The sequence below is a fragment of the Bacillus sp. LSHTCR4 genome (assembly GCF_057197025.1).
Map to the genome: position 1 here is coordinate 489,135 of NZ_JBXUNO010000002.1, position 16,564 is coordinate 505,698.

Genomic DNA, 16,564 nt, shown 5'->3' on the forward strand with positions numbered 1-16,564 from the left:
TCTTTAAGTGTAATAGAATATGATACAGTGAAATGGAGGAGTGAGAATATAATGAAAGAATTACAAGAAAAGATAGAAGATTATACTCGGTTCGGACAAATTCTTCTCGCTGTAAGTACATTGTTAATGGTTGGCTTATTGATTCCGACTGGAGCAAAAGAAACGATACAATCTTTTGTTATGATGGGGAGCATCGTTATATTTTTAAGTTTATCTTTCTTTTTCTTTCAGCGTGTGAAAGTGATACGAGACGAGTTAGAGGGAAACGAATGTGAATAATATTGATAAATAGTGCGTTACAAAAAGAAGGAATCTTTTTTGTAACGCTTTTTGTTTTTTCTAGAAAATGTATGCGTTTTATATTGACAATGATAATCCTTATCAATTAAAGTAGAGTAGTAGTTAATGATTATCATTATCAGTTAGAGGTGGAAGAATGAAAAAATCTATTACGCTATTCACAGCGATTTTATCTATTTTTTTCTTATTAATAGGTTGCAGTGCAAAAGGAGACGAAAAAGCATCGGCAACAAAAACAGAAAAAGGAAAAGAGAAAATAGAAGTTACCGACCTTTCAGGAAGAAAGGTAACATTGGATAAAGTGCCAGAGAGTTTTGCAACATTAAGTATGGGAGACATGAATATTATTCATGCTCTAGGCGGAAAAATAGTGGGTCGTCCAGATGCAAAAATAACTCTTCCAGAGGATATAAAGAAAGTACAAGTAATCGGGAATGCACATCAGCCGAATTTTGAGCAAATTGCTAGCTTAAAGCCCGATGTACTTATTGCTAATAATGGGTTCCAAAAGAATGTTCCAACGGTTGAAGGGCAAGGAACGAAAGTAATGATTTCTTCTGCGAATTCGGTACAAGATATTCAAAAGAATATTGAACTATATGGAACGATAATGAAGAAAGAAGATAAAGCAAAAGAACTTAACCAAAAAGTGAATGATCAAATGAAGAAATATGAGAAAAAGAGCGATGTGAAAGCACTGCTAGTATATGGAGCACCAGGTACTTATTTAGCAGCATTACCAACCTCTTTATCAGGTGATATTTTAGAAAAAACAGGCGGGAAAAATATTGCTGCTGATTTTCCAGAAATGAAGGAATATCCGCAATATGCGCAGCTAAGCGTAGAACGTATTATTGAGTCGAATCCAGATGTGATTTATTTAATTACACATGGAGATCCAAAAAGCGTTAAAAAAGCATTTGAAGGCGAAATGATGAAAAATGAAGCGTGGAAAAACTTAGATGCAGTAAAACAAAATCGTGTAGTTATTTTGCCACCTGACTTATTTGGATCAAATCCCGGAACAAAAGTTACAGAAGCGATGGACTTTATGTATAAAAGTATACAAGATGTAAGGAAATGATAAGTATGGAAAGTAGTGAAGTAGTAAGGGAAAAGGAACATCCTTTTGCGAAAAAAAGATGGATCATAGCAGTTAGTTTAGTTATATTAACGATTTTAGGTCTTTTTTACGGCCTTTTCGCAGGAAGCTTATCCTTTTCTTTACGAGATATTCTAACAGGGATACAAGATGAAGGTTCAACAGTTCATCGAATTGTATGGGACCTTCGTATACCAAGAGTGCTCGTTGGATTTATAGTAGGGACATGTTTAGCTGCATCTGGTGCATTATTACAAGGAGTTATGAGAAACCCTCTTGCAGACCCCGGTATTATTGGAGTTTCATCTGGAGCAGGCCTTGTAGCAATTGTGATTATGATTTTATTCCCTCAGCATATGGCTTTTTTACCGCTCGGGGCGTTTTTAGGAGCTTTCATAACGGCGATGGTCATTTATGCTTTATCATGGCAAAAGGGGGCACCACCTTCAAGAATTGTCTTAGTAGGTGTGTCAATTAATGCATTAATTGGTGCAGCAACGTCAGCGTTAATGTTATTACATAGTGACAAAGTACAATCCGTGTTACCTTGGTTAGCGGGTGGCATTGGTGGGGTAAGTTGGGCACATTTAAACATGATTATATATTATGCAATATTCGCTATTATATTGGCCTTTTTTGGTATCAAGCATATTCGAGTATTAATGCTTGGAGATGAAATGGCGAAATTATTAGGTCATAACGTGGAGAGAAGCCGGTTTTATTTAATAGTAGTAAGTACGTTATTAGCTGGAATTGCGGTTAGTGTTTCTGGTCTTATTGGATTTGTCGGCCTTGTCGTACCACATATGTTACGTTTATTAGTTGGAAATGACTATAAATATTTACTGCCATTATCATGCCTTGGCGGAGGAATATTACTTGTTTTCGCGGATGCGATAGCTCGAAGTTGGTTTGATCCAATTGAATTGCCTGTTGGTATTTTATTATCCTTCTTAGGCGGTCCGTTCTTCTTATATTTAATTCATAGAGGAGGAAAACGAAGTGATTTCCGTTAATAAAGTGTTTTACGCACATTCTGAAAGATTTCAAATGCAAAATATGAATGTACATATTAAAGCTGGAGAGGTCGTTAGTTTAATTGGACCGAATGGATCGGGGAAATCTACTTTGCTTCGTTTAATGGCAAGACTACTTAAACAAAGCGAAGGGGATATCGTTTTAGATGGAAAAAGTATTCATACGATGAAAAGTGCTGATGTAGCGAAGCAATTAGCGATGTTACCACAAATGCATGATCATCAATTAGATTTAACAGTGAAAGAATTAATCGAATTTGGAAGAGGCCCTCATAAATCATGGAGAGGTCGTTTAAATAAAGAAGATGAAGAAATTGTTGATTGGGCATTGTCTGTTACAAATCTTGAAGGGTATGAATATCGTCTTTTACAATCTTTATCAGGAGGAGAAAGACAACGTGCTTGGATTGCAATGACGCTAGCACAACGTACGAATGTCTTATTATTGGATGAGCCAACAACTTTTTTAGATATCGTTCATCAGTTGGAAGTAATGGAACTTGTGAAACGATTAAACGAGGAATTTGGCATGACAATTATAATGGTTTTACATGATATTAACCAAGCGGCTCAATATAGTGATCGTTTACTTGTATTAAAGCGAGGGAAGCTTCAGTATGACGGTATGCCAGAAGAAGTGTTATGTCATGAAATGTTTCAACATGTATTTGGCATAGATGTAGATATTTTTCAAGGAAGCGATAAGCCATTTTTTACACCGAAACGAATTTCTAAAAAAGGAGGAGCAAGATGCGAACAGACGAATGTATTACCACTGAGTTAGTAAGGGAATTTGTTATGGCAGCTCACGGAGATTTAGAAAAAATACAAGAATTGTTGGCGGAATCGCCAAGCTTGCTTCATGCCTCTTACAATTGGGGCGGATCAGATTGGGAAAGTGCGTTAGGAGCAGCGGCGCATGTAGGTCGTAAAGATATTGCTCTCTATTTACTAGAAAAGGGTGCTCGAATGGATATTTTCGCGGCCGCCATGCTTGGGGAATTAGAAGTTGTACAAGCTATTTTAGTAGCACAGCCAGAAGCATTACGTGCATCTGGTCCACATGGTATTTCTCTTCTTCAACATGCACGAATGGGTGGAGAAAAAGCACAGCGTGTATTTGACTACTTAACGGTGCTTTCTTAATGACCGCCAAAGTTCTTATGTGCGGTAAACTTTTCACTTTCATATAATTGGAAAGTTTACCGCCCGTTAGAACGGGATAAGTATCTAGTGTATTTGAAAATCCTACCCCCCCTCAATTGTAGTTTTCTTTATGCTAGTTATGATATGGATGCAGTAGACAATATTTGTCTACTGTCTTTTTTTAATTATTTTGAGATTGAATATTCTGTATTTTAATGTTAGTTCATTTATAATAGATAGTAACATTTAGTATGCATACAAAACATGAGCGTGTAATTAAGTACAAATTCGTGGGAAGGAGTGCAGAAATGTTTCATACAGATCGTTTACAAATTCGCAAATATATAATGGATGATTTACAGTTCTACGCTTCACTATGGGGAAATGAGAAGGTAATGCGCTATATTGGAAATGGGACGTTAAAAACATATATGCAGTGTAAAAAAAGTTTGGAGGAGTGGGTGATTCCTAGCTATAAAAATGGTCTCGGTTTATTTGTATTAATTGAAAAGGAAACGGGAACACGAATTGGTCATGCAGGATTAGTGAAGCAGCAAATAGATGGAAAAGAGGAAATTGAAATTGGTTATTGGTTATTACCTCAGTATTGGGGAAAAGGGTATGCGAAAGAAGCAGCGGCAGCATTTCGAGATTATGGCTTCCAAGCGTTACGAATGAATAAATTAATTTCTCTTATTAATCCGGATCACCCCGCCTCCATCTTTGTTGCTAGAAAAACGGGACTTAGTTATGAGAAAACAACTTCATTTCATGGGATGGATGTTCTCGTTTATTCCATTAAGCGCGTTGGATGAAAAAAGGTGAATTGCATCTTTTGAAGAATGGTATATAAAAATAAAGGGGGGATTACATGTACATTTATCATAATGGACTTATTATTCGTGAGGGAACGAATGGTGTACCTGCATATGCAATTAAGACTTTATTCGAAGATGCCGGTTGGAGCAATGATAATATCCCTTCTTGGCAAATTGAAAAATTCACGATAGCATTTGAAAATTCAACATGGGCATTCACAATTTGGGATGAAGAAGAGATGATTGCGATGGTTAGAGTCATTTCTGATGGAATCATGATCGCGAACATAGTAAATTTAGTTGTGAAATGTGAATATAGAGGGAAGGGATTAGGTAAGAAACTTGTCGCTCTTTGTTTGCAAAAATTGCCACATGGTGACTGGTTTGCGCATACTTCTGCGAGTAATTTTGATTTTTATAGAAGTTGTGGTTTTGAGGTGAGAGAGTTATCGAGAAATGGAACATGTGCGTACTATGGATACCAAGCCGCAAAAAGAGATGGGCATCGGTAAAGGAGCGAAAAGCAAAGAAATAGTACAGCTATAAGTATTTTTCATTCTTTTTATAATAGAAAATGAATTGAGACTCATTTTATGATAAAATGAAAGAAAATTCTGTTTATTTTTAGGGGGATAAAAATGAGTATAAAAGTTGGGGATGTATTTAAATATGAGAGAAGATTTACTGAGGAAGAGGTTTTTGAATTTGCAAATATTACAGGAGATAAAGGTAGGCATCATATGGAATATGATGAAAATGGACGTTTAATGGTTCATGGTTTATTGACTGCTAGTATTGGAACGAAAGTAGGCGAAGAATTACATTACATAGCAAGAGAATTAGTAAGTGAGTTTATTAGACCAGTTTTTACTGGAGATACGATCACTTGTGAATTAACTTTAACAAATATTGAACAGATGGAAGGATACAAAAAGGTTTCAATCGAGTCAGTTTATCGCAATCAGCATGAAAAGACTGTACTAGTTGGGACAAGCTATGGAGTTATAAGGGGATAAAAAAGAAGCCTGATTTACAGGCTTCTTTTTTATTTAATAAACACGTTTTCGATTTTCTGCATAACTAGAGATGAGTAATAATGCAGTTTCTTCTCCTATATTACGAACGATATGAGGAACACATGCATTCCAAGAGAAAGAATCCCCTTCTTCTACAATTGCAACATCTTCTCCATGTTGAACTTCTAGCTTTCCGCGTAATACAAGGTGACATTCTTCCCCTTCATGGGCATTTGGTGTGTTTTCTTTCGGAAACCCAGCAGGAATTTCTACGAGATTTAGGCGAAGGCCACCTTGCTCTGCAACATGTTCAATTCTTTGTTCATCTTTTCCGTATACACTATATTTACGCTCTACCTTTTTGACAACTTTCAATCGATCTTTTTGTTCTAACAATAAATAGGGAAGAGGAACGTTTAAAAAATTGGAGATCGTTTCTAAAGTTGAGATAGATGGTGATGTTTTATTATTTTCAACCTGACTCATAAACCCTTTAGAAAGACCTGTTCCCTCACAAATTTGCGCGATTGTTATGCCTCTACGCTGACGAATTTCACGTATTGCAGAACCAATATTCATAAAATCAAGCTCCTTTTTGTAAACAACTATTTGTATCATAGCAAAAAAAATATATATTTTCCCAGTGAAAATGAATTGACGAATAAAAAAAATTAGTGTATGTTTTGTAATGTAAATAAAAGTTTTGTATAAGAAAACTATAAAGGAGAGAAAGAAATGAATCAACATATTGGTAACTTAATTATTCGTATCGTGTTAGGGGTAACGTTCTTTATGCACGGTTTAACAAAATTCCAATCGGGGATTGACAATATTGCAGGGTGGTTCACAAGCATTGGTTTACCAGGAGGACTTGCATACGGTGTAGCAACAGTTGAATTAGTTGGTGGTCTATTATTAATTCTAGGTTTAGGTGTAAGATATATTGGATTATTATTTGCACTAGTTATGGTTGGAGCAATTGTAAAAGTAAAATGGTCAGCTGGTTTGTTAGGAGATGGAAAAAATCCTGGCTTCGAATTAGAGCTTGCATTGTTAGCGATGGGTGCGTACTTATTTGTTGCGAAAGCGGATGGTTTTGTAGATAATTTCTTAAAAGAGAAAATGTCAAAGAAGAACTAATTTACATGGGAGGCTAACAAGATGAGTTTTCAACTTCATCCCGATACAACACTTGATGTTGTTCATTTATATGTATCAAATATAAAGAAATCACTAGAGTTTTATACAGAAATACTAAGTATGAAAGTACTAAAAGAAGATGAAATGGTCGTTACATTTGGGAATGAAAATAACGAACCACTCCTTATCATTGAAGAAAAGAAGGAAGCCTTACCAAAGCAAAGAGGGAGAACGGGTTTATATCATTACGCAATTTTATTACCGAGTAGACAGGATTTAGCGAATATCCTTCGTCATCTTGTAGAAATGGTATATCCACTGCACGGCGGAGCTGACCATTACTTTAGTGAGGCCCTTTATTTAGCTGATCCAGATGGAAACGGGATTGAAATTTATCATGATCGTCAAAAAGAAGTTTGGCGTGATGAGAATGGAGAGCTACCATTTGTTAGTAACCCGTTAGCTGGTGAAGAATTATTGCAGCAAGGAAGTACATGGAGTGGGTTTCCAGCTGGTACTGTGATGGGGCACATTCATTTCCATGTAGCTGATTTGGAAGAAGCGAAACGTTTCTATGTGGATGGTCTTGGCTTTGAAGTAACGATCCCAGCCCGTAATGGGGCGCTCTTTGTATCGGCAGGTGGCTACCATCACCATATCGGTTTAAATACGTGGCAAGGGGAAGGAATACTACCGCAAATGCCAAATTCTGTTGGCTTGAAATATTTCACAATTGTATTAGCAAATGAAAAACAAAAAGAGCAAGTATGTGAAAGCTTAAAAAATATTGGCAAGATTGCTACGTACAAAGATGGAATATTACAAGTAGAGGATCCATTTGGACATTGTATCCATTTCAAAATAAAAGGAGAAGCCTAAAAAAGGCTTCTCTTTTTTTACTTTCTTATAATGGCTTTTTCATTTTGGACAAATAGTTCATCAAATTGCTTCGCAAGCTCAAAATCGAGTTTCGTTAAACCTTTTGCATTCCAAGATGACAAAGTAATAATGACTGCTTTATACTGGATAAGGATAAATGGGTGGTGATTATGTTCTTCTGATAGTTTGGCGGCTTCAGAGACAAATTCGACTCCTTTTAAATAGTCGGAAAACATATATTTTCTTTCAATCCATTTTTCATCTTTTACTACCCATTTATCTAACCTCAATAACTCCTCTTGAACTTCCTCTTCAGTTAATCGTAGCATCATTTTTCACATCCTTTACTGGAAGTAGCGTAAGACCATTGTTAATAAGACGTGTTACAGCTTCATCCGTTGTGAAAGTAGAAAGTTGTTGTAATAATGCTGCTGATGTTTCGTGCCCTTTGTTATGCTCTAAAAGCAATTCTAATATTTCAAGGCGAAGTAACCATTCTTTCGTATAGAATTTATTTAATACCTCTTGAATTGCTACTAATTGCTCGATATGTGCGTCGTGTAAAATACCTTCATTTCGGATATCGCGAACTGTTTGATACATACGTTCAAGTTCATTCAGTACAAGTGGAGCAGGAATTTCTTGGATTTCTTCATCCATTGGGAAAAATGCTGCAGCATCTGCGGCACCTGGGAATACCGAAGTAATTGTCGAACCAACAGCCATATCAAATGCGCCCCATGAAGCATCAAATAAAACGCGGTCGTTATAAGTAACTGTGCAATTGACAAAGGAAATAAGCGCAATTTTTTTATCGTTTTTTACAATATCTGTTACTGTTCCTTTTACATGAATACCACTTGCAAAAGTAAATGCTGCTTTATTTCCGATTGTAATTCCTAATGATTGTAATTGTTCATCTGTACAATTTTCTAGTGCAATATTTTCAGTGAGTAATCCAATTGGTGTTCCGAACCCGTCACTGTGTACAGACGTAGAATGATTCGCTAGTTGTTTATTGTGAATTGCTAATGCTGTTGGCGAACTCGTTCGCATGTAAATCAATTCACCTGCATCGTTTTCAATTGTCTCGGTAAATGTGCCTGTAATTTGTAATCCGCTATTTAATTCAGCAGTTGCATGATTTTCAGAGCGAATTGCTTTTTCTAATCCTTCTTTACCACCTGTTTTAAAGGCCATCGTTTCAGAGAATTTCTCAAGTGCTTCTGTTAATTCTTCAAATGATTCGCAAACAAATAGTTGTGGTTGCATTTTTGTTACGTCATAAGTTGTACTTGTACATGCCTTTATAGAGAATGGAACCTTTTCTACAGCGTCTGTTAAGCAATGTTTGCTTTCGCCAACAGAAGAAAGGAGACCAGCACCATATATTTTTGGAGCATCTATACTTCCGATTAATCCATATTCTACGGTCCACCAGAAAAGACGTGAAATTTGTTCTGCTTCTGATAAGCCAGAAACTAACTTTTGTTTTTCAAGTACATTATTTTCAGCAGCTGTAACTTCAGCAGGAGTAGAAGTAGGGCTTTCTTTTACAATTGTTAATGTACGAACAGCTTCGAATGCATCATGTTCTTCTTTTGTAGAGAAAGCTTTTGCACCAATTTGTCCAAATCGTTTCACATATTTTGCATATGTAGGGTCAAGTAAAATAGGTGCGTGTCCTGCTGCTTCGTGTACAATATCTGGAGCAGGTGTATACTCGATATTTTCTACTTTACGAATATCTGTTGCGATTGGTAATAATCCGTGTCCTTGAAAATCGAAGAAGGCTACGCCAGGAATAAGTCCGTCAATCGTTACAGCACCCCAGCCGCTTGGTGCTAAACACTCATTCATTTCTTCTACCTTTGGAATTGCATCTATATTAATACCAGATGATTGTAATCCGTTCACATAGGCTGGATGAGCAACGTCTTTTAAGAAACTATGATTTTGTCTCATAATGTAACGCCACACAGCGTGATTCACCGGTGTGTATTGATCATAATGCTGTGTGGATACGAATGGTTTTAAATGCGATGGAATTTCTGTTTTCTTTGTCATTTAGACATCCTCCTTTTTTTAAATAAAATTAAGTATCGGTTTCGTATAACTTGTATCACCCCCTTTCAAAATTGTAAGCGCTTATAAAATTTTATCATAAGATTCGGAATTATTTAACATTTGTTTCTGTGAGAAATAGAAAAAGCCCCTATCGGAAAATCCGATAGGGGCGAAAGAATCGCGGTACCACCCTATTTGTAAGTGAAAATATACTTACATCTCAATTAATGATAACGGAAAAACTCCGCCTTTTCCTTCATGCCATAAGCACTACGAAAAAGAAGCTCCAGAATTGTAATTCATACTTATATATGTGCTAATTTCCACCGACCATTAGCTCTCTGTAACAGGGATATAAGATACTACTGCGATTCTTTCAACGCGTATATTATGAAATTGTGTAAAAGGATGGACGCAAAAAAGTCCCTATCGGAAAATCCGATAGGGACGATAAAAATCGCGGTACCACCCTATTTGTAAACAAGTAATTGTTTACCACTCACTTTAAGATAACGGAAAAATCCGTCTTTCTCTTCATGCATAAAATGCATTACGGGAAAGAAGCTCCAGAATTGTAATTCACGCTTGTATATGTACTGATTTGCACCAACCATCAGTTCTCTGAGACAGGGATATAAGTCGCTACTGGTATTCCTTCAAAGCCGATATATAATTCGTTCAACTAAACTATGTTTTGTATTATAAAACTATATTAAAAAAATTGTCAACAATAATTTTTTATTTCACATCTAAATCAACATTTAAATTAGATGTATTTCCAGCTGCATCTGTTGCAACGATATGAATTGTATTTTTTCCTTGTTGTAATTGATTATGATCGAAATAAATTTCGTAGTTTTTCTCCCACGTATTTAAGAATGCACTCTCCCATACACCATTTCCGTTAATCTCATATTGTATTTTCACTGGAATACCAGGTGCAATCCAACCAGATTCTGTCATCCAATCTAGTAGAATATCATCAACGTTTCCTCTAATAATAAGATTTTCTTTATCAATCTCATGAGTTAACTTAGGTGCTGTTCGATCGATAAATACAGCTCCTGTTTGCTTTGTTTCTCCACCAGAGTTAGAAGCAACAGCTTCGATTTGGTATAAGCCATCAGGCAACTGGGATCCGTCTGCTCTTGTACCATTCCATTTGAAAGATTTATAGCCAGGTGTTTCGTTTTTACCTTGATATACCATGCCTTGATATGTCACACGGTCCTTCGTAATTAAATTAGCATGAAACGCTATGTTCTCAACTGGTGTAACTAAATAGTAATTGATTAGGTTGTCATCTAGTATTTTGTCATTATTTGGACTGAAAGTAGAATTAACGATTTCAAGGCCGTCAATACGCTTGTATTCTTTTGGATCGATGCTAAATGTAAATGGAATACGCATTTCTTCCGTTTTCCCTTGTTCTTTTACATACAGATTTCCTGTATATACTCCTTGTGGTAAGGAACTATCTACAGTAATAGTAAAAGGTTTTTCAATGTTACTATTTGCTTTTAAACTAATTGAAGAAGGGAAAGAAGTCTGGATTTTTGTTTTTGTATCTAATAATTCAACACGAGTTGAAAAGTTTTTCTTTTTGCTAGAAAGATTTTGTAACGTAATATTTTGTGTTAGTTTTACTTTGCCGCTACTCGGTTTAATAAGACCGAAACTTACGTTGTTTGGTTTCACTAACGCATCTGTTTGAGCTGCTTTCGGAATGTTAATTAAACCAGATCCCTGTGCCATAACAGGATATGTATTTTCATTGACATCCTTTAATGTTTTTGCGGTGTTGGCAAGAGCAGATTTCAATTGTTCTGTCGTCCAATCAGGATGCATCTGACGCAGTAAGGCAACGGCTCCCGCTACTTGTGGAGCAGCCATACTTGTTCCATTATGAGATTCATAGCCGCCTCTTGGTACAGTACTAGTAATTTGTACTCCAGGTGCAACAACATCAGGTTTTATGAGCCAACTACCTTGTGATGGTCCTCTGGAACTGAAGTTACCAATAAGTTCGGTTTTGTTTGGTTGTCCAATCTTTATATTTTTCTTTCGTTTTGTAATTAAACTCTTCAATTCTTCACCGTTTGTATTTGATAGTTGCATAACCGGAAGAGCTACATCTTCACGTCCAAAGTATTCGGGCATAATATTAATTTCTTTTTCGTTAGAAATTAGTAGTACGCCGAGAGCGCCAGCTTGTTTCGCTTGTTCTGCTTTTACTAGCGTGCTCGAAGTGCCTTGTAAAACAAGAGCGAATTTACCTTTCACATCTTGTTTAGCGTAATCGCTTGAATTACCGTAGCCAACATAGACAAGCTGAGCATCGTTTCCTACTTGGAAATCTGCTTTTGATAACGGTAACCCTTGGTAAGATTTATTAGAACCAGCTATTTGGAACGTTGGAAACGGGATAGAAACAGTAGATGCTCCAACTGATATAACGCTGCTTGCATTTCCAGGTGCATCAACAGACCAAGGCTTTGGTCCATCATTTCCATTTGAAACGACTGCAGTAACACCAAGTTTTGCTGCACGTTCTAACGTCATTGTTACAGGTTGATCAGGGACATTTAAATCTTGACCGAGTGATAGATTTAACACATCAGCACCATCTTGAATAGCGCGCTCAATCCCTTGAATAATATCTTCTGTTGTACCAGTTCCACCATCATTCATTACACGATAGGCTAGAATAGAAGCATTTGGAGCAACGCCTTTAATTTTTCCGTTACCAGCAATAATTCCAGCTACATGAGTACCATGTACGTTACCATCCATTGGATCGTTATCTTCATCAACTGTGTCATATCCACCGATATAATTTGCTTTTAAGTCGGGATGTGTATAGTCTACACCAGAGTCGATAATTGCTACTTTCATCCCTTTTCCATCAAGCGGTTTGCCAGATGGGTCTTTTAAATTCCATGCTTCAGGAGCACCAATTGTCGGTCCGCCGATATTTGGTGTGTCTTCATTAGTAGTGCTTTTTGATGTTTCATGTAGTTTATATGTTAAGTTCGGATAGACTGCTTTTACTTCAGGTAAAGAAGCGAGAGCGGTAATTTGATCTCCAGGAACTGAAATAGAGAATCCAGAAAATAACGTATTATAAACCTCTTTAATTTTTGCACTAGGTGCTTTTTCTTTTATTTTCTTAGTCGTATCTTCTTGTGCTTTTTTAAGCTCGGCATGATAAGACTGTGCATTATTATTTTGTAAATCTGGAGCATGCTGAATGTTACTTTGTGAAGCGAGTGGAGCATGTTGCAATTCTACAATGACAGAAATTTCTTTTGATGTTTTTGTTTCAACATTTTGTGCGATTTTGTTTTCTCCCCATTGTTCAATGTTCGCTTTTAACTGTGGACTAAATTGTTTCTCCTTTTGCAGCGATTCAGCATGTGCGCTTAAAGCTCCGAAACTGGAAAAGACGAGCGCCATACTTAATAGTGTAGATGTAGTTTTTTTCATTGAAACTCCCCCTGATAAAAAGTGCTAATATTCCGAAAAATTATCTTACAAATTTATCTCGAATTACATAATCGGATGTTAACTAAACTATATTTTCGACATAATTCATACCAATCCTCTATGAATTTAAAATTTCTTGGGAAATTTTTTCTGATTATGTCGAATAGGTATTTTTTACATATTGTAGGTGGAAATTGAGGAATGCTATGAGGGAAATGGAGGGGTGTTATGAAACGGTTCATAGTAAGCGTTGGTACAATGTTAGTCGTATTTTTATGTTCAACCATTAATAGTAGCGCAGAAAATAATGAAGCGAAAATAGCTTTTATTCGTCATCATGATCTTTGGATTAAAATTGATGGAAAAGAAAAACAAATAACAAAAGGTGAGTACATAACAGGACCGAAATGGTCTTATGATGGAGAATGGCTTGCCTATGCTAAAGGAAAGAAACAAAATCGTTTTGAACTGTATCGGCTGAAAGATGGAAAAAAAGTTGCATCGTTTCAATCGGAAGTATCGAATTATCAATGGTCACCGAAAGAGAATATAATTGCATTTGTATTTGCGAATACATTAAATACGTTTGACGTCAAAAAAAAGAATACAGATTTTGAAAATGTATCGGCAGGTGTAGGTGACTATGCATGGTATCCTGATGGAAAGAAGTTCCTTGTATCATCTGAAGCGCATATACTTCCAACAGGATGGACAGGGGCTCAGCTATATGAAGTGCAAAAAGATGCACATATGAATCCTCACAAAATGAAGCATTTGTATGCATTACCAAATGAACATGATGATTTCCTAGCATTAGTTGCAAGTGGCTTTCAGTGGTCGCCAGATCAAAAGTGGATTTCATTTTTAGCAGTACCGACAGCTTCATGGTCAGCTGATAGCAATACGCTTTGCTTAGTTCGTGCAGATGGTAGTCGTTTTGAAAAGGTAGATCAAATGTTATTAAACACACAATGGTTCAAATGGGCGCCAGCCAAGAACATATTGGCCTATATTGAAGGAAGCGGGAGAGTTGCGTTAGAGAATAAACATTTAAAAGTAAAAGAATTGCCAGCACTTCAGCAGAACACATTTACACCGCAAGGATATGTCGATTGGGATTTTACATGGAAGAACGATAACGAAATTATCGTTTCACGAGCAAAAGAGGTGGGGATAGAAACTCCACCAGAAAAAAGACCACTACCATCTTTATATGAGATCGATAGTACAAGCGACGAACAACATCGAATCACAAATCCACCTAATAGGCAAGGAGATTATCATCCGCTCTTCATGAATAAGAGTAATCAATTAATATGGATACGTTCAGACCGTAAGAAAGCGGATGTATGGCTTGCTCATAAAGATGGAAAGTATGAAATGAAGTGGATTGAAAATATAGATGTACCAGAGTGGTATTACGAGAAATGGAATTGGGAACATGTTATCTCGGTGAAAGAAGAATAAAAAACCTGCCTAAAAGATAATTTTAGGCAGGTTTTTTATTGTTATTTATGTGTTTTATTTGGCTTCTTTTTCGCTGGGTTTCCATTCCCCTGACGTTTTCTATTTTGTTCATCTTTTGCTTGTTTTTCATGCAGCGTATCTAAAAAATCATTCGAGTTACTCATTTTTCTATCGCTCCTTTCATTTCGTCCTAATTACTATAACCATTTAGGAGGACAATCATGAGATAAAAAGTTAAGCGCTTAATTTTCTTCGGTAGTATATGTAAAAGATGCCATACGTAATAAATAGCATAAATAAAATTTGTAACTCTATATTTTCTTTTAAAATAGTTGCGATAGAAGATGGTAAGTAAGGTGATGTATTGTTTGTTTCTACACCTAACCATTTGTTTAAGAGGTTAATGGTACAAAACATAAAAACACCGGACCAGCTTGCAATAATTGCTTTCTGTTTAATTTTTGTTTCACGCTCATCATCTGTAATCCAAGGATTAGCAGTTTTATCACTGCTAAAAAATCCGTTTATATATCCCCATATGATCATGCCAATTAAGATGGTTATCCATTTCATATGTATGCTTCTCCTCTCTCTTGTAAAAAGTATTTTACATATACAATTGTAATGTTTTCCAATTTGTTGTGTCAAATCTTTTTTACATATGAGTTTTGTATATAGCAGGAATAAAGGATCAAATAGGGAAGAAATATGTAAGGGGATTTCATAGTGAGAGGAGGATGGGTATGAAACTCGTCTTTGTTCGGCACGGTGAAGGAGAACATACAAAAGATTTGCCGGCAAGTTTACAAATGCTGAATCCATCATTAACGGATGAGGGAAGGGATCAGGCTGGATTGATTCAATACAATGTACCATTACAGGAAACGGATATATTAATCGCTAGCCCTACACTTAGAACTTTACAAACGGCGGCGATATGGAGTGAGAAAGTAGCTTGTCAAAAAATCGTTCATCCATATGCATCCCCACGTATTTTTCCTTATCGAGAAGGAGCAAAAACATTACCATGTGACCATATAGTAGATCAGGGGGTAATAACAAATTTATTTCCACATTTTTCGATAGAGAAAAGTACAAATAAACAGCTATGGACGGAAGGGATAAATATTATTTCAGAGAATCGTTTTCAGCAAATCGTAGATGAATTTCTTCTTTGGTGTTTTGAGCTAGGCGCTGAAAGAATTTGCATTGTATCTCACGATGGAACAATTACAGCATATAGGCAATATTTACAGAAAGTCGTTTTAACTAGATCAGATTTTTTGAAAGAAACGGGCATATATGAAATGGATTTATCCCATAAAATTCTGATTGATAAGGGCTGATTATAGGGTGGGGGGTGTATGTTGAATATTGCATTAGTAGTTGGTTTTAATTCGGATTTAGAGGCGCAATCAATCCGAGCATCTCTTGAATATTTTGGTGCAAGGGTTGTGACATATTGGATTGGTAGACCGAAAGATTTCGTGGAAGTTCTTTCTGGAAAGAACTTATTTAACGATATGAATTATATTATTTTTTGCTTTCATGGTGAAGAAGGGAAGTTTGTCATGGAAGAGTTAGGCGAAGAAGTATATGAACAAGATGAACCGAGAGGATATTTTGGTACAGAAGAAATTTATGAATATGCAAAATTGCATAATACACATATTGTAAATAGCGGGTGCACGTTAGGGGATCAAAATCTAGCAAAATCTTTTTTACATAGTGGTGCGAAATCATATATTGGATCGATTGATTATGTAGATGGAAATGCAGCACTTATGTTTACTATACGCTTATTTTATGGGGTTATTAACCATGGGAAAACGTTAGAAGAAGCGTTTCAAGAAGCGAGTTTAATTGATGAGGAGACACATACATTTCGATTCTATAATTAGTGTGAAACACGTTTATTCTATATTCGAATAAACGTGTTTCACATTTAACTCACATTTTTTTTGCAATTTTTTCAATGAAAATGATTATCATCTGTGGTATGATATGTTCAAGTTTTTACAGGTAATAAAAGTTACTATATAAACATTAGTTTTTAATGTTTCATACACATGTCACGGATTATTCATAATTAACGTTTGAAAAATA

Annotated in this window: 19 protein-coding genes and 2 other annotated features; of the genes, 13 read left to right on the plus strand and 6 right to left on the minus strand. The window is 36.0% G+C overall.

Annotated features, from left to right (window positions below; translation table 11 throughout):
• The first annotated feature begins 51 nt into the window (after positions 1–51).
• From AC2CGR_RS16190 to AC2CGR_RS16225, 8 genes are all read left to right on the plus strand, one after another.
• Positions 52–279: a YrhC family protein gene (locus tag AC2CGR_RS16190; RefSeq protein WP_087965825.1), complete on the plus strand. Its 228-nt coding sequence runs from the start codon at positions 52–54 to the stop codon at positions 277–279.
• Between the two features lie 157 nt (positions 280–436).
• A complete protein-coding gene (locus tag AC2CGR_RS16195; RefSeq protein ID WP_087965823.1) occupies positions 437–1,384 on the plus strand; it encodes an ABC transporter substrate-binding protein in 948 nt (315 codons plus the stop codon).
• Between the two features lie 5 nt (positions 1,385–1,389).
• Positions 1,390–2,418 (plus strand): FecCD family ABC transporter permease, encoded by a 1,029-nt coding sequence (locus tag AC2CGR_RS16200; RefSeq protein ID WP_061659334.1) that lies wholly within the window; start codon positions 1,390–1,392, stop codon positions 2,416–2,418.
• Positions 2,405–3,223, plus strand: coding sequence for an ABC transporter ATP-binding protein (locus AC2CGR_RS16205; RefSeq protein ID WP_087965821.1), 819 nt, complete (start codon positions 2,405–2,407; stop codon positions 3,221–3,223). Before AC2CGR_RS16200 ends, AC2CGR_RS16205 begins: the two co-directional genes overlap by 14 nt.
• A complete protein-coding gene (locus tag AC2CGR_RS16210; protein ID WP_087965819.1) occupies positions 3,190–3,585 on the plus strand; it encodes an ankyrin repeat domain-containing protein in 396 nt (131 codons plus the stop codon). Before AC2CGR_RS16205 ends, AC2CGR_RS16210 begins: the two co-directional genes overlap by 34 nt.
• A gap of 251 nt (positions 3,586–3,836) precedes the next feature.
• Entirely contained in the window at positions 3,837–4,400 is a 564-nt protein-coding gene (locus AC2CGR_RS16215) for a GNAT family N-acetyltransferase (protein WP_131100763.1), read from the plus strand.
• Between the two features lie 56 nt (positions 4,401–4,456).
• Positions 4,457–4,915: a GNAT family N-acetyltransferase gene (locus tag AC2CGR_RS16220; protein WP_087965815.1), complete on the plus strand. Its 459-nt coding sequence runs from the start codon at positions 4,457–4,459 to the stop codon at positions 4,913–4,915.
• Between the two features lie 126 nt (positions 4,916–5,041).
• Positions 5,042–5,419, plus strand: a complete 378-nt coding sequence (locus AC2CGR_RS16225; protein WP_000025009.1) for a hotdog family protein — start codon at positions 5,042–5,044, stop codon at positions 5,417–5,419.
• A 33-nt stretch (positions 5,420–5,452) separates the two neighbouring features.
• On the opposite strand, the gene AC2CGR_RS16230 is transcribed toward AC2CGR_RS16225, so the two are convergent.
• On the minus strand, positions 5,453–5,998 hold the full coding sequence (locus AC2CGR_RS16230; protein WP_087965813.1) for a helix-turn-helix domain-containing protein: 546 nt from the start codon (positions 5,996–5,998) through the stop codon (positions 5,453–5,455).
• A 156-nt stretch (positions 5,999–6,154) separates the two neighbouring features.
• On the opposite strand from AC2CGR_RS16230, the gene AC2CGR_RS16235 reads away from it, so the two are divergent.
• Both AC2CGR_RS16235 and AC2CGR_RS16240 read left to right on the plus strand, forming a co-directional pair.
• A complete protein-coding gene (locus AC2CGR_RS16235; RefSeq protein ID WP_001071557.1) occupies positions 6,155–6,559 on the plus strand; it encodes a DoxX family protein in 405 nt (134 codons plus the stop codon).
• A gap of 21 nt (positions 6,560–6,580) precedes the next feature.
• Entirely contained in the window at positions 6,581–7,438 is an 858-nt protein-coding gene (locus AC2CGR_RS16240; RefSeq protein ID WP_087965811.1) for a VOC family protein, read from the plus strand.
• Positions 7,439–7,455: 17 nt separating this feature from the next.
• Here AC2CGR_RS16240 and AC2CGR_RS16245 read toward each other — a convergent pair whose 3' ends face one another.
• From AC2CGR_RS16245 to AC2CGR_RS16255, 3 genes are all read right to left on the minus strand, one after another.
• Positions 7,456–7,770, minus strand: coding sequence for a 4a-hydroxytetrahydrobiopterin dehydratase (locus AC2CGR_RS16245; RefSeq protein ID WP_000979545.1), 315 nt, complete (start codon positions 7,768–7,770; stop codon positions 7,456–7,458).
• Positions 7,751–9,505, minus strand: a complete 1,755-nt coding sequence (locus AC2CGR_RS16250; protein ID WP_087965809.1) for an aromatic amino acid hydroxylase — start codon at positions 9,503–9,505, stop codon at positions 7,751–7,753. Before AC2CGR_RS16250 ends, AC2CGR_RS16245 begins: the two co-directional genes overlap by 20 nt.
• Positions 9,506–9,667: 162 nt before the next feature.
• Positions 9,668–9,894 (minus strand) — a binding site (T-box leader).
• 51 nt (positions 9,895–9,945) lie between these two features.
• Positions 9,946–10,174, minus strand: a binding site (T-box leader).
• Positions 10,175–10,243: 69 nt separating this feature from the next.
• Positions 10,244–12,991 (minus strand): S8 family peptidase, encoded by a 2,748-nt coding sequence (locus tag AC2CGR_RS16255; RefSeq protein ID WP_270184778.1) that lies wholly within the window; start codon positions 12,989–12,991, stop codon positions 10,244–10,246.
• Between the two features lie 228 nt (positions 12,992–13,219).
• On the opposite strand from AC2CGR_RS16255, the gene AC2CGR_RS16260 reads away from it, so the two are divergent.
• Positions 13,220–14,458: a TolB family protein gene (locus AC2CGR_RS16260; RefSeq protein WP_484481002.1), complete on the plus strand. Its 1,239-nt coding sequence runs from the start codon at positions 13,220–13,222 to the stop codon at positions 14,456–14,458.
• Between the two features lie 41 nt (positions 14,459–14,499).
• On the opposite strand, the gene AC2CGR_RS16265 is transcribed toward AC2CGR_RS16260, so the two are convergent.
• Positions 14,500–14,622, minus strand: coding sequence for a DUF4023 domain-containing protein (locus AC2CGR_RS16265; RefSeq protein ID WP_000071861.1), 123 nt, complete (start codon positions 14,620–14,622; stop codon positions 14,500–14,502).
• Between the two features lie 70 nt (positions 14,623–14,692).
• The gene (locus AC2CGR_RS16270) at positions 14,693–15,031 is read right to left on the minus strand and encodes a hypothetical protein (protein WP_000871278.1); all 339 of its coding nucleotides are present in this window, start codon (positions 15,029–15,031) and stop codon (positions 14,693–14,695) included.
• A gap of 170 nt (positions 15,032–15,201) precedes the next feature.
• Here AC2CGR_RS16270 and AC2CGR_RS16275 point away from each other — a divergent pair, with 170 nt between their 5' ends.
• Entirely contained in the window at positions 15,202–15,804 is a 603-nt protein-coding gene (locus AC2CGR_RS16275; protein WP_087965916.1) for a histidine phosphatase family protein, read from the plus strand.
• 18 nt (positions 15,805–15,822) lie between these two features.
• Positions 15,823–16,359 (plus strand): hypothetical protein, encoded by a 537-nt coding sequence (locus AC2CGR_RS16280; protein ID WP_029439970.1) that lies wholly within the window; start codon positions 15,823–15,825, stop codon positions 16,357–16,359.
• The last annotated feature ends 205 nt before the right edge of the window (positions 16,360–16,564 follow it).

Excerpts from the sequence above, each read along its gene's own strand:
- AC2CGR_RS16190 (WP_087965825.1), top strand. The coding sequence starts at position 52 with ATGAAAGAATTACAAGAAAAGATAGAAGATTATACTCGGTTCGGACAA.
- AC2CGR_RS16195 (WP_087965823.1), top strand. The coding sequence starts at position 437 with ATGAAAAAATCTATTACGCTATTCACAGCGATTTTATCTATTTTTTTC.
- AC2CGR_RS16200 (WP_061659334.1), top strand. The coding sequence starts at position 1,390 with ATGGAAAGTAGTGAAGTAGTAAGGGAAAAGGAACATCCTTTTGCGAAA.
- AC2CGR_RS16210 (WP_087965819.1), top strand. The coding sequence starts at position 3,190 with ATGCGAACAGACGAATGTATTACCACTGAGTTAGTAAGGGAATTTGTT.
- AC2CGR_RS16215 (WP_131100763.1), top strand. The coding sequence starts at position 3,837 with ATGCATACAAAACATGAGCGTGTAATTAAGTACAAATTCGTGGGAAGG.
- AC2CGR_RS16220 (WP_087965815.1), top strand. The coding sequence starts at position 4,457 with ATGTACATTTATCATAATGGACTTATTATTCGTGAGGGAACGAATGGT.
- AC2CGR_RS16225 (WP_000025009.1), top strand. The coding sequence starts at position 5,042 with ATGAGTATAAAAGTTGGGGATGTATTTAAATATGAGAGAAGATTTACT.
- AC2CGR_RS16230 (WP_087965813.1), bottom strand. The coding sequence starts at position 5,998 with ATGAATATTGGTTCTGCAATACGTGAAATTCGTCAGCGTAGAGGCATA.
- AC2CGR_RS16235 (WP_001071557.1), top strand. The coding sequence starts at position 6,155 with ATGAATCAACATATTGGTAACTTAATTATTCGTATCGTGTTAGGGGTA.
- AC2CGR_RS16240 (WP_087965811.1), top strand. The coding sequence starts at position 6,581 with ATGAGTTTTCAACTTCATCCCGATACAACACTTGATGTTGTTCATTTA.
- AC2CGR_RS16245 (WP_000979545.1), bottom strand. The coding sequence starts at position 7,770 with ATGATGCTACGATTAACTGAAGAGGAAGTTCAAGAGGAGTTATTGAGG.
- AC2CGR_RS16250 (WP_087965809.1), bottom strand. The coding sequence starts at position 9,505 with ATGACAAAGAAAACAGAAATTCCATCGCATTTAAAACCATTCGTATCC.
- AC2CGR_RS16255 (WP_270184778.1), bottom strand. The coding sequence starts at position 12,991 with ATGAAAAAAACTACATCTACACTATTAAGTATGGCGCTCGTCTTTTCC.
- AC2CGR_RS16260 (WP_484481002.1), top strand. The coding sequence starts at position 13,220 with ATGAAACGGTTCATAGTAAGCGTTGGTACAATGTTAGTCGTATTTTTA.
- AC2CGR_RS16265 (WP_000071861.1), bottom strand. The coding sequence starts at position 14,622 with ATGAGTAACTCGAATGATTTTTTAGATACGCTGCATGAAAAACAAGCA.
- AC2CGR_RS16270 (WP_000871278.1), bottom strand. The coding sequence starts at position 15,031 with ATGAAATGGATAACCATCTTAATTGGCATGATCATATGGGGATATATA.
- AC2CGR_RS16275 (WP_087965916.1), top strand. The coding sequence starts at position 15,202 with ATGAAACTCGTCTTTGTTCGGCACGGTGAAGGAGAACATACAAAAGAT.
- AC2CGR_RS16280 (WP_029439970.1), top strand. The coding sequence starts at position 15,823 with ATGTTGAATATTGCATTAGTAGTTGGTTTTAATTCGGATTTAGAGGCG.